Source organism: Sulfurimonas sp. HSL3-7, assembly GCF_039645985.1.
In the GTDB taxonomy this organism is placed as follows: domain Bacteria; phylum Campylobacterota; class Campylobacteria; order Campylobacterales; family Sulfurimonadaceae; genus Sulfonitrofixus; species Sulfonitrofixus jiaomeiensis.
In genome coordinates, this window is record NZ_CP147919.1 from 950,605 (window position 1) to 970,441 (window position 19,837).

A 19,837-nucleotide genomic window follows, 5' to 3' on the forward strand; every position below is an offset into this window, starting at 1 on the left:
ACTAGCCTTGTAGTGAATCGAGCTGATCGATGATTTTCTGCTGTTTAGATTGTGCATCTTCCAATGCAGCTTCATTTTGTGCGATAACTGCCTCAGGTGCATTGTCAACAAATTTCTTGTTACTTAGCATGCCTTTCAATTTGGCAATTTCTTTATCAAGTTTCTCACTCTGTTTTGTTAAACGGTTGATGATCGGTTCCAGGTCTATGGACTCAGTAGGAATGAAGACTTCAACATACTTTCCAACATCACCAACAGCATCTTGAACTTTTTCATTCGTAAATGTAATTGTTTCTACTTTGGCCAATTTTTCTATGAATGGGGCCATCATATTTTCTGCAGAAGGATCAATTTTGACAAAAGCTTTCTCTATGCGCTGATTACCCATATCGACGAGAACTTTTGCACGGCGGATTGCAATAATAGTGTCCATGATGATATCAAACTGGTCTTCGATATTATTATCATGTACTGTAGTACTGGTCGGGTACTTTGTAATCATGATCGACTCTCCATTTTCGAGTGAGCTGCCGGAAAGACTGTGGTAGAGGTATTCCGTCATAAACGGCATGAACGGGTGAAGCAGTTTCATCGACTCTTTAAAGATAGCACCGAGTTCCGGGATACTTTCCTTACTCGCCTTACTCAGTTCGATACCCCAGTCACAGAACTCGTTCCACAAAAAGCGGTAAAGTGTTGTCGCCGCATCGTTGAAGCGGTATTCGTCGATGAACTCGCGTGTTTCGGCGACAGCGACATTGTAGCGGCTCAGCATGTAACGGCCAAGCGGTGTACTCACTTCGGTGTCGGCAAGATCGGCAAAGGTCTCGACATTCATCTGCAGGAATTTCGAGGCGTTGTAGAGTTTGTTGGTAAAGTTGCGGCTCTGTTCAAGCTTCTCCTGGCTCATACGGATATCACGGCCCTGTGCGGCTGAGATGGCAAGAGTGAAGCGAAGGGCATCGGCGCTGTACTTTTCGACCATATCAAGCGGATCGATGACATTGCCCTTGGATTTTGACATCTTCTGGCCATGCTCGTCACGTACCAGGGCATGCAGGTAGATGTGGTTGAACGGCAGTTTCTCCATAAAGGTCTCGCCCATCATCATCATTCTGGCAACCCAGAAGAAGAGGATATCGAAACCGGTAATCAGCAGGGAGTTCGGATAGAAATCCTTCAGATCCTGGGAACTGAAAGTGCGGTCCATCTCGCTGTCTCCGTTGCCCCAGCCCAGTGTCGAAAACGGCCAAAGTGCCGAGGAGAACCAGGTGTCAAGCACATCAGGATCCTGCGTAAAGTTCTTGCTTGCACATTTCGGACAGGCAGCCGGTGCGTCTTCCTGGGAAGCCCATTCGTGGCCGCAGTCGTCGCAGTAGAAGACCGGGATACGGTGGCCCCACCAGAGTTGACGGGAGATACACCAGTCACGAAGATCACCCATCCAGGCGTTGTAGGAGTTGATCCAGTGCGGCGGAAAGAACTGCGCTTCGCCGCTGTTGGTCTTCTCTATCGATTTCTTGGCGACCTCGGAGCGGACAAACCACTGTTTGGAGATGTACGGCTCGACGACGTTGTGGCAGCGGTAGCAGTGGCCGACCTGGTGGACGTGGTCTTCGATCTTCTCGATGAAGCCCTCTTCCTCAAGACGTTTGACGATGATGTCGCGCGCTTCGAGACGTTCGAGTCCCTTGAACTCGCCGGCGAAGTCGTTGAGGATCCCTTTTTCGTCGAAGACGGTGATGAACTCGAGGTCGTGGCGTTTGCCGACCTCGTAGTCATTTTGGTCGTGGGCAGGGGTGACCTTGACAATACCGGTACCGAACTCCATATCGACGTGTTCGTCGGCGATGACCGTGATCTCGCGATCGAGCAGCGGCAGCTTGACCTTTTTGCCGACGAGCTCTTTATAGCGTGCATCATCAGGATGGACCATGACAGCACTGTCGCCGAAGTAGGTCTCCGGACGCGTTGTCGCCACGGTGATGTGGCCCGAACCGTCGGCGAGCTGGTAGTTCATATGGTAGAACTTGCCGGCATGCTCTTCGTGTTCGACCTCGATATCAGAGAGGGCGCCGTCATGGGTACACCAGTTGACCATGTAGTTGCCGCGGACGATCAGCCCCTCGTTATAGAGATGGACAAAAGACTCTTTAACAGCGTTTTTCAGCCCCTCGTCCATGGTAAAACGCTCACGGCTCCAGGCAGGGGAGACACCCATCTTTCGAAGCTGGCCGACCATGATCCCGCCGGACTCCTCTTTCCACTTCCAGACGCGCTCAAGAAACTTCTCGCGTCCGAGCTCCTCTTTTGTCGTTCCTTCGGCAAGAAGCTGCTTTTCCACAACGTTTTGCGTCGCGATACCGGCATGGTCTGTTCCCGGCTGCCAGAGGGTGCGGTAGCCATCCATGCGTTTGTAACGGGTGATGATGTCCTGAAGGGTGAAGGTGAGTGAGTGGCCGATATGCAGACGTCCGGTGACGTTCGGCGGCGGCATCATGATCGCAAAGTTTTTGTTCTCCTGCTGGATACTCTTGTTGCCGTCGATTTCAAAATATCCGCGCTCTTCCCAGATCTTGTAATAGCGCTCTTCTATTGTCTTCGGATCGTAGGTCGTCGGTGCTTGTTTCGTCTCTTCTGCCATACGGGGTCGCCTTTGTCAAAATGATATTTTCAGTTCGTAAAATTTAGGCGAATCATAGCCAATAAGAGGTAAAATTCGACTAAATAACTGACCGCATTACCGTCTTGAATTTTCTCTTGCACTCAGAAATATCTCACGATTTAAAAAGGAAACCTGTTGCCACTTTCACGTTTAAATGAGGATCAATACAAGGCAGCAACAACGCCATACGGCCAAAATCTCATCATCGCTTCGGCCGGTACAGGCAAGACATCGACGATCGTCGGGCGTATCGGACATCTACTGGCCAACGGGGTGAAACCCGAAGAGATACTGCTGCTGACCTTTACCAACAAGGCGGCCGCCGAAATGGTCGAGCGGGTGGCCCAGTATTTCGGCAAGCAGACCGCCGGCAAGATCGACGCGGGTACCTTCCATGCTATCAGCTATCGATGGCTGAAACGCTTTAACGGCAAGGTGGTATTGAAACAGCAGCGCGAGCTCAAAACCCTTTTTCGCAGTGTCTTTGAAAAGCGCTCTTTCTCGCATCTCAACAGCGAGAGCGAGCCTTACGGGGCAAACTATCTTTATGACCTCTACTCCTTTTATCAAAACACGGAGATGAGCGAGGACTTCGAGACATGGATCACCAAAAAACAGCCCGATCACCGTATTTATGCACTCATCTACGCCGACGTGGTGGATGAGTTTGAAGAGCTGAAGTTGCAGTACGGTTTTTTAAACTTCAACGACCTATTGATCCAGATGCGGAACATATGTGAACAAAAGGAGTTGGGGTACAAAGAGGTACTGATCGACGAGTACCAGGATACCAACGCACTTCAGGGTTCCCTAGTCGATGCGATGAAACCGCCGTCGCTCTTTTGCGTGGGGGATTACGACCAGAGCATCTACGCCTTCAACGGCGCCGATATCGGGATCATCGGCTCGTTTACAAAGAAATACGAAGAGGCGAAGGTGCATACGCTGCGTAAAAACTACCGTTCAACGGTGCCGATCCTTTCACTTGCCAACCGTGTGATTGCGCATAACGAACGTATCTATCCCAAAGAGCTGGAAGTGACGCGCCAGAATGCAGCACAGCCGCCGAAACTTTTGGTCTATGATGAACTCTTTGATCAGTATCACGGCATCACCGAGATGATCAAGAGCTCTTCGACCGACCGGGAAGAGATCGCGGTCATCTTTCGTAATAACTCTACAGCCGACGGGATCGAAGCAGCAATGCGGGAGCAGGGTGTCGCCTGCCGAAGACGCGGCGGTACCAGTTTTTTTGATGCTAAAGAGATCAAAGCTATTTTAGATATCTACACATTGATGATCAATGAAAATGATATGATGGCCTTTATCCATCTTTTTGAATTTGCTAAGGGTATCGGGAGCGCTATTGCCAAAGAACTGTTTATTGCCCTGCAGAATGTGGGCTCGGGATCGCTTCTATACGGGATATTCTCTCCGGATACCAGTATCAGTAACCCGTTTGAAAAACGTAAGCTCAATCAGCAGCTGGGACTCTTTGACGACTTCCTGGAGCTGGGTTCAGCCGGACGATTCGGTGCCATGGGGTTCGATGCGAAGTTTCTTAAAAACCCGGTGCTCAAACATCCCAAACTTACCAAAGACGGGGCAAAGTTCCTCTTCCATTTCACGCAGCTGCTGCGGTCGATCCACGGACTAAAACAGCCAAAAACCATTGTCAGCAAGATCCGCACCTCAGAGTTTTATCACGGCATCGTCGATGTACTGAGTTCCAAACGTGCTCTCCAGGCAGACGGCACTATTGATGAGCGGCAGAAAAAAGAGTCGACAGAGCGCATCCACAATAAATCGCAGATACTGGTGGAGCTGACACGTCCCTATAGTGAACATGAACGGTTTTTAAATGCGATGATACTGGGCTCTCAGGATCTGACCCAAGGGGAGGGTGTGCATCTCTTAAGTATTCATGCTTCAAAAGGTTTGGAGTATAAAGAGGTCTATGTCATCGACCTGATGGACGGGCGTTTTCCAAACCGCAAGCTGATGGTACGCGGCGGCAGTCTGGATGAGGAGCGCCGTCTTTTTTATGTGGCTGTAACACGGGCAAAAGATGTCTTGTACCTCAGTTTTGCCAAATATGACAAGATCAAAAAAAGTGATTTTGTCGCTTCGCAGTTTCTTTATGAAGCGGGCATGATGCAAGAAGACGAAGTTTATAAAAAGATGCTGATCAAAGAAGAGAAGCGTAAAGAGAAAGAAGAAGCGGCTAAAGCAGAGTAGAAACCACTGCCTTTCAAGGGAACGTGTTTCTAACCACGTCCCATTGCCGCATCACCCAAGCTCCACATTGGCAAGAAAATACCGAGTGCAAGCATCAATACCATCACCGCAATAATACCGAGCATAACCGGCTCAATCGCTTCTTGCAGACCGTCGATGATTTTGTCAAATCGCATTTTATAATACTCTGTTACTTTGTTGAGCATCGTATCCAACTGGCCTGATTGCTCACCTGCCGAGACCATTGAAATGATCATGTTCTCAAAAAGCCCCGTTTCTTCAAGACCCTCGTGCAATGTACTTCCCTTTTCAACAGCACTACGCACTGTTGTCAATTTCTCTTTTAAGGGGAGGTTGTCCGTCATGTTAATGGCGGTATCAAGCGCTTCAGCTATCGGAATACCGGAACGGACCAGTTCAGAGAAGACGAGAGTAAAACGGTTTAGTGTTGAATAGAGAATAATGCCTTTTATTAAATACAGTCTTAGAAGAAATTGATGAAAACCGTATCGGAACTCTCTATTATGATCAATCATATATTTAATGACGAGATAGATAACAGCAATGCCTGCCAAAACAAAAAGACCGTACTGTGTCAGCATATCAGAAAGGAACATCAATATTCTTGTCGGCAATGGTAGATTCGCCCCAAGTTGTTCGAAGATCTCTTTAAACTGAGGCACAACAAAAGAAAGCAATATACTAAATGCAACAGCCATTGCGATCATAACATTACGCGGATAGGCCATTGCTTTTTTAAATTTGATTACATTCATACGGATCTCTTCGAGCATGACAGCAAGTTTTGCCAATGCCTCAGCCATGTTACCTGTCTTTTCACCGAGCTCGACCATCGCTAGCGTAAGACCGCCAAGTTGAGATCGGAAGTTGTTCATTGCATTATAGAGACTTGAACCGGCATTAATATCCTCACCACATTTACTCAGAATCTCTTTGAGTGTTTTATCTTCTGTCGCATCGGCAAGTTCCGCAAGTGAATCATGTATCGAAATACCCGCATTGGTCATAACCGCCAACTGGTTGATCGCAGCTATTTGAGAATCCGGTTTGAGTTTTTTCTTTTTAGCATTTTTAAAAAGATTGGCTTTGAACTGGGCAAACTGCTCTTCCAGCGGGGGCGAACTCTCTTCAACTTTTACTAATATGCCCGGAAATTTGACCTTGGCCATATAGTGGGCTTCTTTCTTGCCTTCAGCGTATAATCTATGCTCTGTTTTTTTCCCGCGAGCAAGTACCGTTACTGTAAAATGTTTCATACTTTTGCCACCCTTAAAATTTCTTCAATAGTCGTTGCGCCGCTAACAACTTTTTTCATACCATTCGCAAACATCTGTTCAAAACCCTCTTTGACCGCTTGCTCTGTTATCTCATCTTTCGAAGCACTGCGCGCAATCATACTTGACAGCTCTTCCGAAATAGGCAGAACCTCCGAGATCATCTCCCGGCCCATGTATCCGACGCCATTGCATTCTCGGCATCCTGCCCCCTTATAAAAAACAGTACCTTCCGGCAAGTATTTTTTATATTGTTCTGTGACCGAGAGTGGCAGATTATCTTCTGTCTTGCAGTAAGGACAAATCTTACGAATAAGACGCTGCGCTTGAACGGCAACCAGTGAACCGCTGATGAGGTAAGGCTCAATACCCATATCAACCATCCTCGGTATCGCACTGATGGCATCATTCGTATGCAGGGTAGAGATAACCAAGTGACCTGTCAAAGCTGCTTTAATAGCAATTTCAAGTGTCTCCTGGTCACGGATCTCCCCGATCATGATCTTGTCCGGATCCTGACGCAGAATTGAACGTAGCGCATCGGCAAAACTGAGACCGACACTGGCCTGCACCTGGACCTGCTGAATTAGGTTCATCCGGTATTCCACAGGGTCTTCGACCGTAATAACTTTTTCTTCAACACTGCGCAGCTCGTTGAGCGCACCATAGAGGGTCGTTGTTTTACCGCTACCCGTCGGTCCGGTGACAAGGATAATACCATATGGCATTTTAAGGGCATTATGGAGTTTTTGATAACCAGCTTCATCCATACCGGCATCTTCAAGACGTATCATCGCTTTCTCTTTGTCGAGTACACGCATAACAATTGATTCACCGTACATAATCGGCAAGGTTGAGAAACGGAAATCGTATTCCCTATCACCTACTTGTGCTGAAAAACGGCCGTCTTGCGGCTTTCTTCTTTCCGCAATATCAAGATTTGCCAGGATCTTCAGACGTGATGCGAGTGGCGGATAGATATCTTTGTCAAAGATGAATATCTCAGAGAGCTTGCCATCAACACGACCGCGCACGGTACAGTTGTTTTCGGTAGGTTCGATGTGGATATCACTCGCACGGTTTTTGATACAAGCTTTTAAGATGACATCTATAAGCTGTAAGATGGATGAGGCTTGTGCCTGATCTTTATTTTGGTCAGTCCCGATGGAGTTTAACTCATTCCGGATATTGACAACCAGTTCTTTAACACTGTCTTTCAGCTCAATTTTAAAGAGATAAGCCTGAATCTGTTTCTCTGTAGCGACTGCAATTTCGATCGGCTTGCGTGGAAAAAGGCGTTGAAGCGCCTCTTGTGCTTCGATATTCAGAGGGTCTGCAAATGCAACTGTAACCGATAGGTCATTTTCTTTGATGGGAATAGCATTAAAACGTTTTAATTGTGATAACGGGATCCTGTCGGCCAGCCTGTAATCCATATCAATAGAGTCAAGATCAAGAAATTGTATCTCCATCACTTCACCGAGATACTGCATAACAGCTTGTTCATCCAAAAAATGATACTGCTTGATAATAGCAATCTCATAATGTCCCGAACGGACCTGTTCAACAATAAACCGTTTAACAAAGTTTGCAGAAACGGCACCGACTTTAGTTAGTGTCTCGAGGAGGGTATCATCTTTTACCCCAACACGATGCAGACGTTCAATCTGCTCTTCTGAGATATGCCCTTGTGCCAATAAGTCATGGGTAACTCTATCCATTTTGTATCCTACCAATAGATATGACGTTGTGTCATAATCTTATCATAATATTCTTCTATAACCATCTTAGGCGAAGGCGCGCTTTTTGTGACAAAAAGACGATAACTTTTTTTTGCATCATTAGGATCTCTATAGTTATAACGGCGTCTGTCTTTTGGACTGGTGTCTTTTGCATAAAGGTCAAAGACTGTTGAGAGAACATAATCTGTTGTCGGAAGTTTGACAGGCTTCAAGTCATATCGGTCGCTAAGTGAATACATAAGAAGCTTTTTCTGCATCAGAATAACAGAAAAGTAAGCGGCATTGGCCCGCGCTTCCTTCGATTTTTTTAATGCAGTGATCGGCATAGAGAGTTTATCAAGGTGATCGGCGTTAAGACAGGCAAAAGCATAGAGCGAGATAAACTCTTCATCATCTTTATACTCTTCGAGGATACCCTCACCCTTCTGACAAGCTTCTTCATATTTTGCATCTTGATAGAGTTTGTAGGTCTCGAGTTTAGTATCTGCCTGTAAAAGCATAGAAGAGACAAAGAACAGAAATGTTAGTTTAATCATTTAAATTTTCCTAGTTGAATTTCATTGAGTAATATTGACGCTTGAACGGAATATGTTTTTTGTAAATAGGCCTGTAATGTTGTGACCGCTTCCTCTTTTCTGCCTAATTTTACCAAGGATCTACAAAATATAAGAATACTGTCTTCAATATCAGGGTTAAGATTATTTGTTTTCAAGGCATAGTTATAGGCTTCTTTATAATTGCCTTGCTCGTAATATTTTTTAGCTATAAAGAGGCTCAAAGCCGGTTTGTTCTGCTTTTCAAAACGTTTGATTACGCTGTTAAGCTCGTTATCGGATATCTGTTTGTGATCGATTTGAACGAAAAGTGTTTCAGGCTCTTTTTTGGCAACAATCGTATTCTCTTTAACAAGAACAACCTCTTTTACAGGTTCAACTACCTTGACGACCTCTTTTACAGGTTCTGCTACCTTGACGACTTTTTTCGCAGTAGGTTGCTTTTTCTGTACTTTGGCAACTTTGGTATGCTGCTTCGGCACGCTTGTTGTCTTTTTCTCTGTTTGTACGGCTGATTTTGGTGTGCTTTTGGCTTTAACAGATTGTTGTGTCTTTATTTCTTTAGCGGCAGAAGCAGTTTTAATGACTTCAGTGTTCGTATAGTTAATGACCTGATCTTCAATGTTGTACATAAAATTAAGAGAAGGTCTTAGAATGTTTTGTTCATCATCTATCGATAATCTCTTAGGAGGAACACTCTTGATTGTAATATTCGTTTCTACAATAGGACGTGTTTTCTGTACTACAGACTGCTCGTTTTCGACGAGATTCTTTATCATGTCGGGATAGGCAATATAAAGATAAGAAGTTGCAGTACCGACCGTTAATAATATTACAGCGGTTATGAGCAACGGCAATATTTTTTTTAAGCGGTAACGAAACCATCTTTTTTCAAGTTCTAATACATCAAGCATCGATAAACCCTATATGAATGGCAGCCATCTCTATCAGTTTTGTCGGCATGGATGTGAAGTTCAATTTAGAAGGTCTGTTCTCTTCGTACCAACTGCAGATCTCAAAGAGTGAATAAAGTAACTTATTCGTGTCACGGTAGTTGCCATCGGTGAATTGGTGGATATGGCGTACACTCTTTTCAGTAAACATATTGGCTATATCAAAATAGTTGGCCCGTAAGAGTTTCTTCTGGATATAAATAGTCAACTCAGACGGCGTGGCATTTTGTAACTCTTGGCTCTCCCAAATACGTGTTTTGAAATGTTCCTTGGCTATTAGGTCTTCTTTCTCAGTTTTGTGTAATGCAAAAATGAATTTGACCTTTCTGGAGTCTGATATTAATCGTATCTTCTCCATGAGTGATTCCGAATAAAGTTGTGCCTCATCAAGAATTACAATGGGTGTCGTCTCCATTGCATAATAATTCGAAATCTCAATAAACTGAGTGAAATTAAGAGGAGATGGTGAATTGAATTGAAAAACCTCATAGGCCATGACCTTGAAAAATTCGCTTTCGTCAATAATGGGTGTCTGGATATAGGTAACTTTTTGTTGTGGAGAAAGTTCTTTGTAGAGCTTATTAAGCATCATACTTTTCCCTGTTCCCGGTTTTCCAAAAACAAGAATCATTTTCAGAGGCTTTTTTACAGCCTCTTTAAGCCCATGATAGACAGCGGCATTGCGGTCAAGCTGGACATAGTCTTTTGCATCGACAATGTCCATAAAAACGTCTTTACAATTGCGGAAGGTTTTAGAGCTGCTCATCTGCCTCTTTACTCTCAGGTGCTTTTTCTGCATCTGGTGTGACATCGCTATCTTCGCTAAATGTTGCTTTTAAACCAGCTTCTTCTTTTGTCATTGAAGTGTATCCCAAATCTTGCAATTCCAAGGTATTGCCTTGTGGTTTGACGATATGCGGTTCGATGACAATAACGAGCTCTTCGACCTGGCGGATTTTTTCTTCATATTTAAAGAAATAGCCAAGACCAGGAATGTCGCCGAGCAATGGAACTTTATTTGTTTGGAAGTTCTCACGTGAACCGATCAGCCCACCCAAAATAATACGATTACCATCTTTGACTGTTACGACAGTTGAGAGTTGTCGACGGTCAAGGTCAGGCGGCATGGTGCGATTTTCTTGCTCTGCTGAAGCACTTGAAACCTGAACCCGGGTTTGACTCAGTGATGGGTTGACTTTGATTGTAATAGAACCATCTTCAGCGATCTCTGGGGTGATATCCAAAAGAACACCGGCGAAAACAGAGTTGACGATATTGTTTTGTGTTGTGGCGACGACACCGCCACCGGCACCTTGTTGGTTCTGAGACTGTTCAATCATATAAAAGTATTCTGTACCTACAGTAATAAGGGCAGGTTGGTTGTTAAGGGTGAGTACTTTCGGATTAGAAATCGAGCGTACTTCACCTTGCTCTTTTAAGAATTTAATGACTTCTGTAATCGAACCTCCGCCGGATATTTGAACCAGAGTTGCTGCTCTGTTTGCGAGAGTGTCAATACTCTCAAGATTCCCGACCGGAGTGTATGTTCCGCTCCATTTACCGTTTGTACTTACTGAATCAACAGCGAGTTGAAAATTTTGAAGCGCATAGAGCTGTGACCAGTCGATACCGGTAGATGACTTGTCATCAAAAAGTACAGCAAGCATATTTACATCGATAAGGACTTGTCTTTGAACCTTGTTCTGCAGCTTTTTAAGATATTCATCTATACGCTGTTGCTGACGGCCTGTAGCAGAGATAGTAACCAGCCCGGCATTTCTGTTAATGATAGGTGCCTCAGCCTGATAAGCATCTTCAGGGCGGTTAAGAACGCGTTGCAGTTCAAGATCCAATTCTTCCCAGAATTTTACCTCGTCCGACGATTCAATTGAAATTCCCGATTTATTTGCACCGGCACTGCTATTGGCACTCATTGGATCCGGAGTTGAGCCTGAAGATCCAGTCATACCGGATGTGCTTCCCATCAAGTTGCCTTGACCGATTTGAGAAGAACTTGAACTTAGCATGACATCCGTGGAGCCTTGGCTTTTACGTGACGAAAGTATGTAGTCGATATTGTAGGTTTTTGTTTTAAGATAGGAAATTCTCAAAATCCCATTCTCTATACTGAAGTTCAGATTGTTTTCTGTTAATAAAATCCCAAAAACTTCGTCAATAGTAAGGTTTTTGATATGGGTTTTATTTAATTTCTTGTCCATCATCTTTTCAGTTTCTTTGTCTGCAACAACAAGACTGTACTCACAAGCCGTTGTCAGTTGATCGACATACTCACCAATCGTCGTCCCTTTTGCAGATGAAATGCTAAAAAGCTCATAGGTACAGTCTGCTTGCATCGCTGTCGCCAAGACAACAGAGGCTGCGAACGAAATCAGTTTTTTATTTAAGTTTTTCATTTTTGATCTTCCTTTTATCCAGATTGCTCTAGTTTACTTTGAATTGAATCTTGTCGTTTTTTTGATTCAGATAGAGTCTCAGCTCTTTGGTTTTGCTTTTAAGCAGTGCTTCAGTAGCCGACACATTGACAATAGTGTATTGACGTACTCTATCACCTTCTTTGTACCATTTACCATTGATCTTTACATTTTTATTAATGCAGGACTCAAGTTTAAGCGGCGGTAATTTGACCTCTCGTTTAACAGCATAGGTGGTTTTAACGCCATTTTTACTCTTGTGTAACAAAATAAAAGGACTCTTGACGCGTAAAACATCGACACTGCTTACTCCTTTTCGAGGAGGTTTTATCTCGATGATCTGCTTGTTAATAGTCTCATGGTCCGCAGTGCTCGCTACCAAGGAAATCGGTATTAAGGGCAGTAGTGATAATAAAAGTAATTTTTTCATTAATATGTGATCCCCCATACTGATAAATTAAGATCTAAATTCAATTTCGTTGTCGCTTCAAGATTAAGATCGTGAAGATCAACTACCAGCTTGCTCTTCTCTATGGCGTTAATGAATCTGATCATATCTTGGTATTGGCCTATAGCTTGTATATCAATATTCAGGACATGACCGAATTTTGTTTTATCCTCAGCCAATCTATTGGCAAAGTAATTGAGTTTAACTTTATGTTTTTTTGCATTTTCTGCAATAGAATCTATAAATTCACCCCAAATCTCTTCGTCATAAAAAAGTTCAGGGATTTTTTCGATCTCTGTCTTGATGTACGCATTTTCACTTTTCAATGAAACCAGTTCATTGTTGAGCTGAGTGATCTCTTGATCCAAACGAACAATCTCACTCTCCGGGTGCATCAACAAATACTGTCTATCTGTATCTATTTTCGCCTGTACGGCCTGGGAAGCTGCTAACGCATCTTTATAGCCCTGTTCTGAGCTTTCCCAAAAGACAAGATAGGAGAATGTGACAAGGACGACAAAAACCATCGCATAGATCATTTTAATGTCTTTGTCACTTTTCTGAGCAAAACTTTGATCTATGTCATAAAGATACTTCTCTAATATAGCACTCATTTTATCACCGCCTTCATCTCACTTAGGTAATGTTTTTTCTCTTCATCATAATGGATCTCTTCGAGCATGAAGTGAAAACGAGACGTTTTCTTGGCTGTTAAATACTCCAACAGACGTGTGATATCTTTATCTTTTTTAGAGATCATATAAAAAGTGAAGCCTTTGAAATTCTCAGTTTCATGATATGCGAGCTTCTGTAATTTTACCTGATATTTATTCAGGTCTGCAGCAAATTCTGTGGTCAGTTTTGCTTTCATAGGATAGTTGACTTTCACTTCATGAATCTTGGACAAGGTATTCATTTGACGATCTAATTCAGTCTGTTCCGCCTCAACCAGTTTGGTAACGGCATTTTTTTCTACAGTTTTGAGATTGATCGTAGCTTCACGTGTTGTTTTAATATTATGCACTTCAGCATATTCACTATCCAAAATTGCTTTGTTGAGTTCTTCTGCGAAGGTCATGCTCCAAAAGACTACCGGGTAGGCAAAGGCAACAAGCAGGGCCACTCCGGCTACTGCAATCAGTTTACCGCTGTTTCGCTGTAAAAATTTCGGCGGTCTCGGATAAAGGGAGAAGTTGCATTCGTACCGCTCTTCACTTTCGGTCATGGTGTAAAGGTGTACCAATTGATGTATCTGGTCCACATACCGGCCATTCGTATCAAACCCGTAGTCAAAGTCAAATGGTTTTGAAATTAAGCCTAGGTAGGTTTGAGAATATTCATCAAGACCTGCAATTGAACCGATTTGCGAACCGATATAGACTTGGTCGATAGACTCCAGCTCAAATGCCCTCTTGGCATAGGTTAGAACATCATTGATATGTAGAAAGAGTTCGCCGAACAATTTGATCAGATCGCGTTGATATTCTCTGTTGTCAGAGCTGAGACCGGCACCTGAAAGAAGTTCAATAAAGAGCGGATAGGCGATCTGCTCACCATAAAGTTCACAAAACCGTTCATGCATCATCTTAATTGAATATTTCAATGATTTTGTATAGACAAACTCTCGATCATTGTAGATGGTAAAAAAGGCGTCATTGTCTTGAAAATAGATATAACAGTGGACGCCGACTTCGGTTACGATTTCGCGTTGGTACAGTCCTTTAAGCAGAAGCGGTACCGGTACGATCTGATCAATGTATTTGATCTTATCAACGATGTTTTCAAACGTTTCATCCATTGTGAGTGGATCAACAATGAAGACATGAAAATAACGTTCTTTGTCATCTAATTGTTGGCCTGATTCGATAAATTGAATATTATATTCAACAGCCATATCAAGTGCGAGCTCTTCATAGATCTTGCTCTCTATGGCAAAAGACAAATCCTCGTCCGGGATGTTTTTACTTACGCCAATTAATGCAGTGAGAAAATCGTTGGTATTTAAAAAAGACATCGCATATTGGGTTTTAGAGAAGTTTATGGAGGTAACTTGTTCTAATTTTCCGGATGAACCAATATAATATGTCTCTTTGTAAGGATTTAGAGAAAGGACACTGGTAAATGTCGGTTGTTGCGTTTTATTCATCGCACTATATCCTAAGAATGATTTATGCGCTCAGCTTCAAATAAATTAAAACTGAACTTTTCCACGTCTATAATAAAATATAAACAGATTAATGAAATAACAGTCTATCTAATAAATTGAAATCCTATTAAATGACTGTGACTGAATCCATTTTAACCATTTTAAACTTAAAGATATTCTTATGTTATTAAAAAAAGATATATATAAACAAATTTGTCCAAATTTCGCGCAAAACGCCTAAATAGCCTATTTGTGAAGTGTGATGTTATTGTGCCAAGAGTTATTTGAAGCTATATAACAGTTTATTATTAAACATAATAAAGTAATAAATTAACAGATATGTTAACAGACATGAGAAGTATGTCTTCTCATGATTTTTTAAAGATTGTAGCCGAGTGTCTGTAAAAACTCTTTGTCGTTAGTCCATCCTTTTTTTACAGAGACGAATAGATCCAAATAGACAGGTTTGCCGCCGAGTCTTTCAATTTTTGCTCGGGCGTCTCGACCGATACGTTTGATGGCCGCTCCTCCCTTACCGATAATAATCCCCTTTTGACTCTCTTTTTCGATAATGATCGTGGCACGAATGTGTTCAACACGTTTGTCCTCTTCGATCTTGTCGATGACGACATCAGATTCATAAGGGATCTCATCACTGATATTGTCAAAGATTGCTTCGCGGATAAACTCTCTGTAGATATCACGCATCATCTCTGTTGTGAGGTCTTCCGGATCATAAAGATAAGGCGAAGTGTCAAGGTGCTTGACAATAACGTCAAGCAAATCGTTTTTACCGACATTCTTTGTCACAGACATCGGTATCAAGGCTTCAAATTTTGAGGCAAACTGATTGTATTCACCAATACGTTCTAACAGCTCCTGCTGGGAGACTTGATCAATCTTGGAGAGGGCGATAATATGCTTTCGGTTTTTACCGTCGACCTCTAAAAAGTGCTGGTAATGTTTAATGGAATCGCTTGCCGGTGCTAAATATACAACAAGATCACAATCGCCTATCGCTTTGAGTGCCTCTTCAAGCATATACTGGTTCAGCATCTTCTCTTTTTCATGCAGACCGGGTGTGTCAACAAAGATGATCTGATCGTCATGATGCATGACGATTGCGTTGAGTCTTCTGCGTGTCGCATTGGCTTTTTGTGATACCATAGCGATCTTTTCACCCAGGATCCAGTTGAGCATGGTGCTTTTCCCGGCATTCGGACGCCCTACGAGAGCGACAAATCCGACCTTGTGTTCTGCTGTATTACTCACCGATTACCTCTAGATGAATCGTTGCATGCATGGCATGGCCAAGCTTGAAGTCAAGATCATAACTCCCTGTTGCCTTGATGGTCTCTTTATGGTTGATATGTTTTTTATCGATCTCAATGTTATGCTGCTCTTGCAGTGCCTGTACGATCTCGTCTTTTGTTACTGCGCCGAAAAGACTCCCGCTGCTGCCAAGCTTTTTTGTAACAGTCACTTTGAGTTTGTCCAGTTTCTGTGCAAGTGCTTTCAGCTCTTCGATCTCTTTGGCTTCATCTTCTGCCTTTTTGCGTTCGTTTGAAGCATGTTTTTTCAGTACTTCGTTAGTGGCAACTTTTGCAAAGCCTTTGCCGACTAAAAAATTTTTACCGTAACCGTCTTTGACCTCTTTCACTTCACCTGCTTTACCTAGCCCTTTAACATCTTTGATCAGTAGTACTTGCATCAATATTCCTAAATTTTATTTCTGTGTAATATTGTAGCAAGTGAAGGTAAAAAAGGAGATAACGATAAATAAGTGGCTTGCAAGAGATAGAGACAAGGCCCGCTTGGGTATATCGTCTGCCTATCAAGAGAGCGTTTTTTGAGGTTGATACATCCGCTTTTCCTGAAAAAAGCCAGTGCATCAACCAAAGAAGGGCACCATTTTATGCTTTTTTAGGTGGCAATTACGCCTCTTTTTCACCGGGATATGACACGATTCCATAGGTGATGTTGCCGACCTTTTTATACCCCATATCGCTCAAGATACGGGCACAATGTGCACTGCGGCTGCCTACATGGCAGTAGAGGATGATGTTCTCATCATGAGAGAGTTTGGCCTCTTCCAATGCCTGGAAAAAACTGCTGGTCGGGATGAGCTTGTCGGCACCTTTGATATGGCCCATCTGCCACTCCATCGGCTCACGTACATCGACAAGTTTAAAATCAACCATACCCAGCTCACGTGCTTCAAGAAGAGCCATCACTTCATCACCGTCGAGCTCGTCTTTATCAACAAGAATGGCACACTCTTTTTTGCTTAGGCCACGCGAATGTTGATGAACGACCTCTTCGATAGTTTCGCTTTGTGCCTGGGCTGCAGCGTATTCGGGTGTACAGAAGATCTGGCAGTGACAGACACCATCTTCCGGAATCTCTTTTTCAATAGCCGGCGTGCATGGACAGACACGGTCATCCGGTTCACCTGTGACAAAAAAACAGGGGCAGTAGCGCTTGCCGTGCATCATTTTGTTACGTGTCAGGCCGAACTGAATACCCTGGTTGATCTCGGGATCGGGGTTGTAGGCCCAGCCGAACTGTTTGACGACCTTGTCGGTAAAGCGGATCGTTTTTTCGAGGGTCTCTTTAAACTCTTGTGATTCAGGATCGATTTTGATGGTGCTCATGATAAACCTTTAGATAAATTATAAGAATAATAGCTCGTTAATTGTAAATCAGGAATTAAGATTTTTAATATTATGGGTAGAGCAGGAGCAGAGTTCTTTAAGATGATAGATTGCCCAGTGAATACTGGGCAAGGTACTATTTTTTATTGCGTGTTTTGCCGGCGATGACGAAGCGCAGTGCATTAAGCTTGATAAAGCCTTCGGCATCTTTTTGGTTGTAGACTTCATCCTCTTCGAAGGTCGAATACTCTGCACTGAAGAGTGAATCGTCAGATTTCCGGCCGACCACAATAACATTACCTTTGTAGAGTTTAAGGCGGACGGTTCCGTTGACATAGGTCTGCGTGCTGTCAATAGCGGCTTGAAGCATTTCACGTTCCGGCGAGAACCAGAATCCGTTGTAGATCAGTTTCGCATAACGCGGCATCATCTCGTCTTTAAGGTGGGCTGCCTCACGGTCAAGCGTGATCGATTCGATAGCGCGGTGGGCTTTCAGCATGATGGTCCCGCCCGGTGTTTCGTAACAGCCGCGTGCTTTCATCCCGACGAAACGGTTTTCGACGATATCGACACGGCCGATACCGTGTTTGCCACCAAGCTCATTGAGGGTTTTTAGCATCGTCGCCGGTGATAGTGCTTCGCCGTTTAGTGTTATCGGATCGCCGTTTTGGTAACCGATCTCAATGTACTCCGGTTCATTCGGTGCGTTTTCAGGTGAATTTGACCATAGCCACATGCTCTCTTCCGGCTCGGCATTAGGATCTTCAAGGATACCGCCTTCGTAAGAGATGTGTAGGAGGTTCGCATCCATAGAGTAAGGGGATTTTTTACCTTTTTTCTCGATCTTGATGCCGTGTTCCGCAGCATAGGCCAGCAGCTTTTCGCGGGAGTTCAGATCCCATTCACGCCACGGCGCGATGATCGTCAGTGTCGCATCCTGGCCCAGGTAACCCATCTCGAAGCGGACCTGATCGTTTCCTTTACCGGTCGCACCGTGGCTGACGCCGTCAGCACCTGTGATCCTGGCGATCTCGGCCTGGCGTTTTGCGATCAGAGGACGGGCGATGGAAGTGCCCAACAGGTACTCACCCTCATAGATCGTATTGGCACGGAACATCGGGAAGACATAATCCTTTACGAACTCTTCACGAAGGTCGTCGATGAAAATGTTTTCGGGCTTGATACCGAGTTCAAGTGCTTTGACACGGGCCGGTTCGACCTCTTCGCCTTGACCAAGGTCAGCGGTAAAGGTAACGACTTCACACTGATACTCATCTTGCAGCCATTTGAGGATAACACTTGTATCTAGTCCGCCGGAGTAGGCGAGTACAACTTTTTTAACTTCTTTTTTCATCTAAAAACCTTCATGGGAGTTGTAAAATAAATTGCGCAATATTACCTTAAACAAGGTAATAAAAAGGTTAATATAAAGAAGCATTTTTATGCATCTTTGCTATGCTTGCGCTCATGAACAGATATATTTCCCTTTTACGTGATGAGCCGTTGCTCAGACGCCTCTCATTGATTCAGTTGATCGCCTATTTTGCGGCGTGGTTTTCCAATGTTGCGATCTATACCCTTTTGATCGAGCTCAATGTCTCGGCAAGTATCATCGCGATGACGGCTGCACTGCATTTTCTTCCGGGGGTGCTGCAGGCGCCTTTCAGCGGTGTCTTGATCGACAAGATCGCACCCAAGCGGCTGATGGCACTGCTGATGGTCTTGGAGATAGTCGCGACGCTGCCGCTGATGCTGGTTGATAATGTTTCTCTGCTATGGCTGCTGTTTTTATTGGTCTTTATACGTATGGGCGCGTCGAGTTTTTATTTCACGCTGGAAATGTCGCTGCTGCCACGGATATTGAATGATGAAAAGCTCAAACAGGCCAATGAGATCCACTCGGTTATCTGGTCTTTCTCCTACACTTTCGGGATGGCTGTCAGCGGGTTTGTTGTCTACATTGTGGGCGTAAAGATCGCATTCTTACTCGATGCACTGCTTTTTACCGTCGCGTTTTTTCTGCTGATGACGCTTCTCTTTCCTGAGACAAAGCTCAAAGAGAGCAGCGGTTTTTTCCGAATGTTCAAAGAGAGCTTTACCTATTTAAAAAATGAACCGCATATTAAACATCTTATCTTCTTGCACGCCTTTGTCGGGTTCACTGCCTTTGATGCCCTGGTCGCACTGATGGTGGAGCGCTACTATGCGCAAGCGGTTGCCGTTGCCTTGGGTATAGGGCTGCTGCACTCCCTTCGTGCCGTCGGCCTGGTCTTCGGTCCGATACTCATCGGAAAGTGGGTCAACAACAGGAGCCTTGTCTATCTTCTCTTCTATCAGGCGCTCAGCATCATTGTCTGGGCACTGGTGATAGAGAACTTCTACCTTTCGCTTCTTGCCTCGGTCTTTGTCGGGTTTGCAACGACCACGCTTTGGTCCTATACCTATACATTGCTGCAGCACCATACCGACAAAGCGTATTACGGCCGTGTGGTCGCCTATAACGATATGATGTTCTTATTGACCGTTGCGGTTGTCTCGCTGGGTATCGGTTTTTTGGTGGAGGCCGGTGTTTCTCTCTCGGTGATCACGATGCTGCTCGGCAGCAGTTTTGCCGCGGCGGCACTCTATTTCATCTGGATCAAAAACAATTTCAATATTCGTGAAACTGCTTTTGAAGATGATAAAATATCGCCGGAATTGGAGCTATAAA

The 19,837-nt window shown here is 44.0% G+C and carries 16 protein-coding genes; 2 read left to right on the top strand and 14 right to left on the bottom strand.

The genetic code is table 11. The features are described 5' to 3' along the window. Position 1: 1 nt before the first annotated feature. The gene (locus WCY20_RS04855; protein ID WP_345977441.1) at positions 2-2,644 is read right to left on the bottom strand and encodes a valine--tRNA ligase; all 2,643 of its coding nucleotides are present in this window, start codon (positions 2,642-2,644) and stop codon (positions 2-4) included. A gap of 156 nt (positions 2,645-2,800) precedes the next feature. Between WCY20_RS04855 and WCY20_RS04860 the strand changes: the two genes are divergently transcribed. Beyond that, complete coding sequence (locus tag WCY20_RS04860; protein WP_345977442.1) at positions 2,801-4,903, top strand: ATP-dependent helicase; 2,103 nt, start codon at positions 2,801-2,803, stop codon at positions 4,901-4,903. 29 nt (positions 4,904-4,932) lie between these two features. Here the strand turns inward: WCY20_RS04860 and WCY20_RS04865 are convergent, their stop codons facing one another. The 13 genes from WCY20_RS04865 to WCY20_RS04925 form a co-directional block, all read right to left on the bottom strand. Continuing rightward, positions 4,933-6,180 (bottom strand): type II secretion system F family protein, encoded by a 1,248-nt coding sequence (locus WCY20_RS04865; protein WP_345977443.1) that lies wholly within the window; start codon positions 6,178-6,180, stop codon positions 4,933-4,935. Then, the gene (locus tag WCY20_RS04870) at positions 6,177-7,919 is read right to left on the bottom strand and encodes an ATPase, T2SS/T4P/T4SS family (protein WP_345977445.1); all 1,743 of its coding nucleotides are present in this window, start codon (positions 7,917-7,919) and stop codon (positions 6,177-6,179) included. The genes WCY20_RS04865 and WCY20_RS04870 overlap by 4 nt, the downstream gene beginning before the upstream one ends. Before the next feature lie 8 nt (positions 7,920-7,927). Beyond that, positions 7,928-8,476, bottom strand: coding sequence for a hypothetical protein (locus WCY20_RS04875; protein ID WP_345977446.1), 549 nt, complete (start codon positions 8,474-8,476; stop codon positions 7,928-7,930). Next, a complete protein-coding gene (locus tag WCY20_RS04880; protein WP_345977447.1) occupies positions 8,473-9,408 on the bottom strand; it encodes a CDC27 family protein in 936 nt (311 codons plus the stop codon). Before WCY20_RS04880 ends, WCY20_RS04875 begins: the two co-directional genes overlap by 4 nt. After that, positions 9,401-10,171 (bottom strand): ATP-binding protein, encoded by a 771-nt coding sequence (locus tag WCY20_RS04885; RefSeq protein WP_345977449.1) that lies wholly within the window; start codon positions 10,169-10,171, stop codon positions 9,401-9,403. The genes WCY20_RS04880 and WCY20_RS04885 overlap by 8 nt, the downstream gene beginning before the upstream one ends. Before the next feature lie 28 nt (positions 10,172-10,199). Beyond that, a complete protein-coding gene (mshL, locus tag WCY20_RS04890) occupies positions 10,200-11,861 on the bottom strand; it encodes a pilus (MSHA type) biogenesis protein MshL (RefSeq protein ID WP_345977450.1) in 1,662 nt (553 codons plus the stop codon). A gap of 28 nt (positions 11,862-11,889) precedes the next feature. Next, positions 11,890-12,309, bottom strand: a complete 420-nt coding sequence (locus WCY20_RS04895) for a hypothetical protein (RefSeq protein ID WP_345977452.1) — start codon at positions 12,307-12,309, stop codon at positions 11,890-11,892. After that, on the bottom strand, positions 12,309-12,941 hold the full coding sequence (pilO, locus tag WCY20_RS04900; RefSeq protein ID WP_345977454.1) for a type 4a pilus biogenesis protein PilO: 633 nt from the start codon (positions 12,939-12,941) through the stop codon (positions 12,309-12,311). The genes WCY20_RS04895 and pilO overlap by 1 nt, the downstream gene beginning before the upstream one ends. Continuing rightward, entirely contained in the window at positions 12,938-14,473 is a 1,536-nt protein-coding gene (locus WCY20_RS04905; protein ID WP_345977455.1) for a hypothetical protein, read from the bottom strand. The genes pilO and WCY20_RS04905 overlap by 4 nt, the downstream gene beginning before the upstream one ends. A gap of 378 nt (positions 14,474-14,851) precedes the next feature. Continuing rightward, entirely contained in the window at positions 14,852-15,745 is an 894-nt protein-coding gene (era, locus tag WCY20_RS04910; protein ID WP_345977457.1) for a GTPase Era, read from the bottom strand. Next, positions 15,738-16,184 (bottom strand): 50S ribosomal protein L9, encoded by a 447-nt coding sequence (gene rplI / locus WCY20_RS04915; RefSeq protein WP_345977458.1) that lies wholly within the window; start codon positions 16,182-16,184, stop codon positions 15,738-15,740. Before rplI ends, era begins: the two co-directional genes overlap by 8 nt. Before the next feature lie 223 nt (positions 16,185-16,407). Further along, positions 16,408-17,127 carry a ferredoxin-thioredoxin reductase catalytic domain-containing protein gene (locus WCY20_RS04920; protein ID WP_345977460.1) on the bottom strand — a complete coding sequence of 240 codons (720 nt, stop codon included), beginning with the start codon at positions 17,125-17,127 and terminating at the stop codon, positions 16,408-16,410. Between the two features lie 136 nt (positions 17,128-17,263). Next, positions 17,264-18,481 (bottom strand): argininosuccinate synthase, encoded by a 1,218-nt coding sequence (locus WCY20_RS04925; protein ID WP_345977461.1) that lies wholly within the window; start codon positions 18,479-18,481, stop codon positions 17,264-17,266. Between the two features lie 113 nt (positions 18,482-18,594). On the opposite strand from WCY20_RS04925, the gene WCY20_RS04930 reads away from it, so the two are divergent. Continuing rightward, entirely contained in the window at positions 18,595-19,836 is a 1,242-nt protein-coding gene (locus tag WCY20_RS04930) for an MFS transporter (RefSeq protein ID WP_345977463.1), read from the top strand. The last annotated feature ends 1 nt before the right edge of the window (position 19,837 follow it).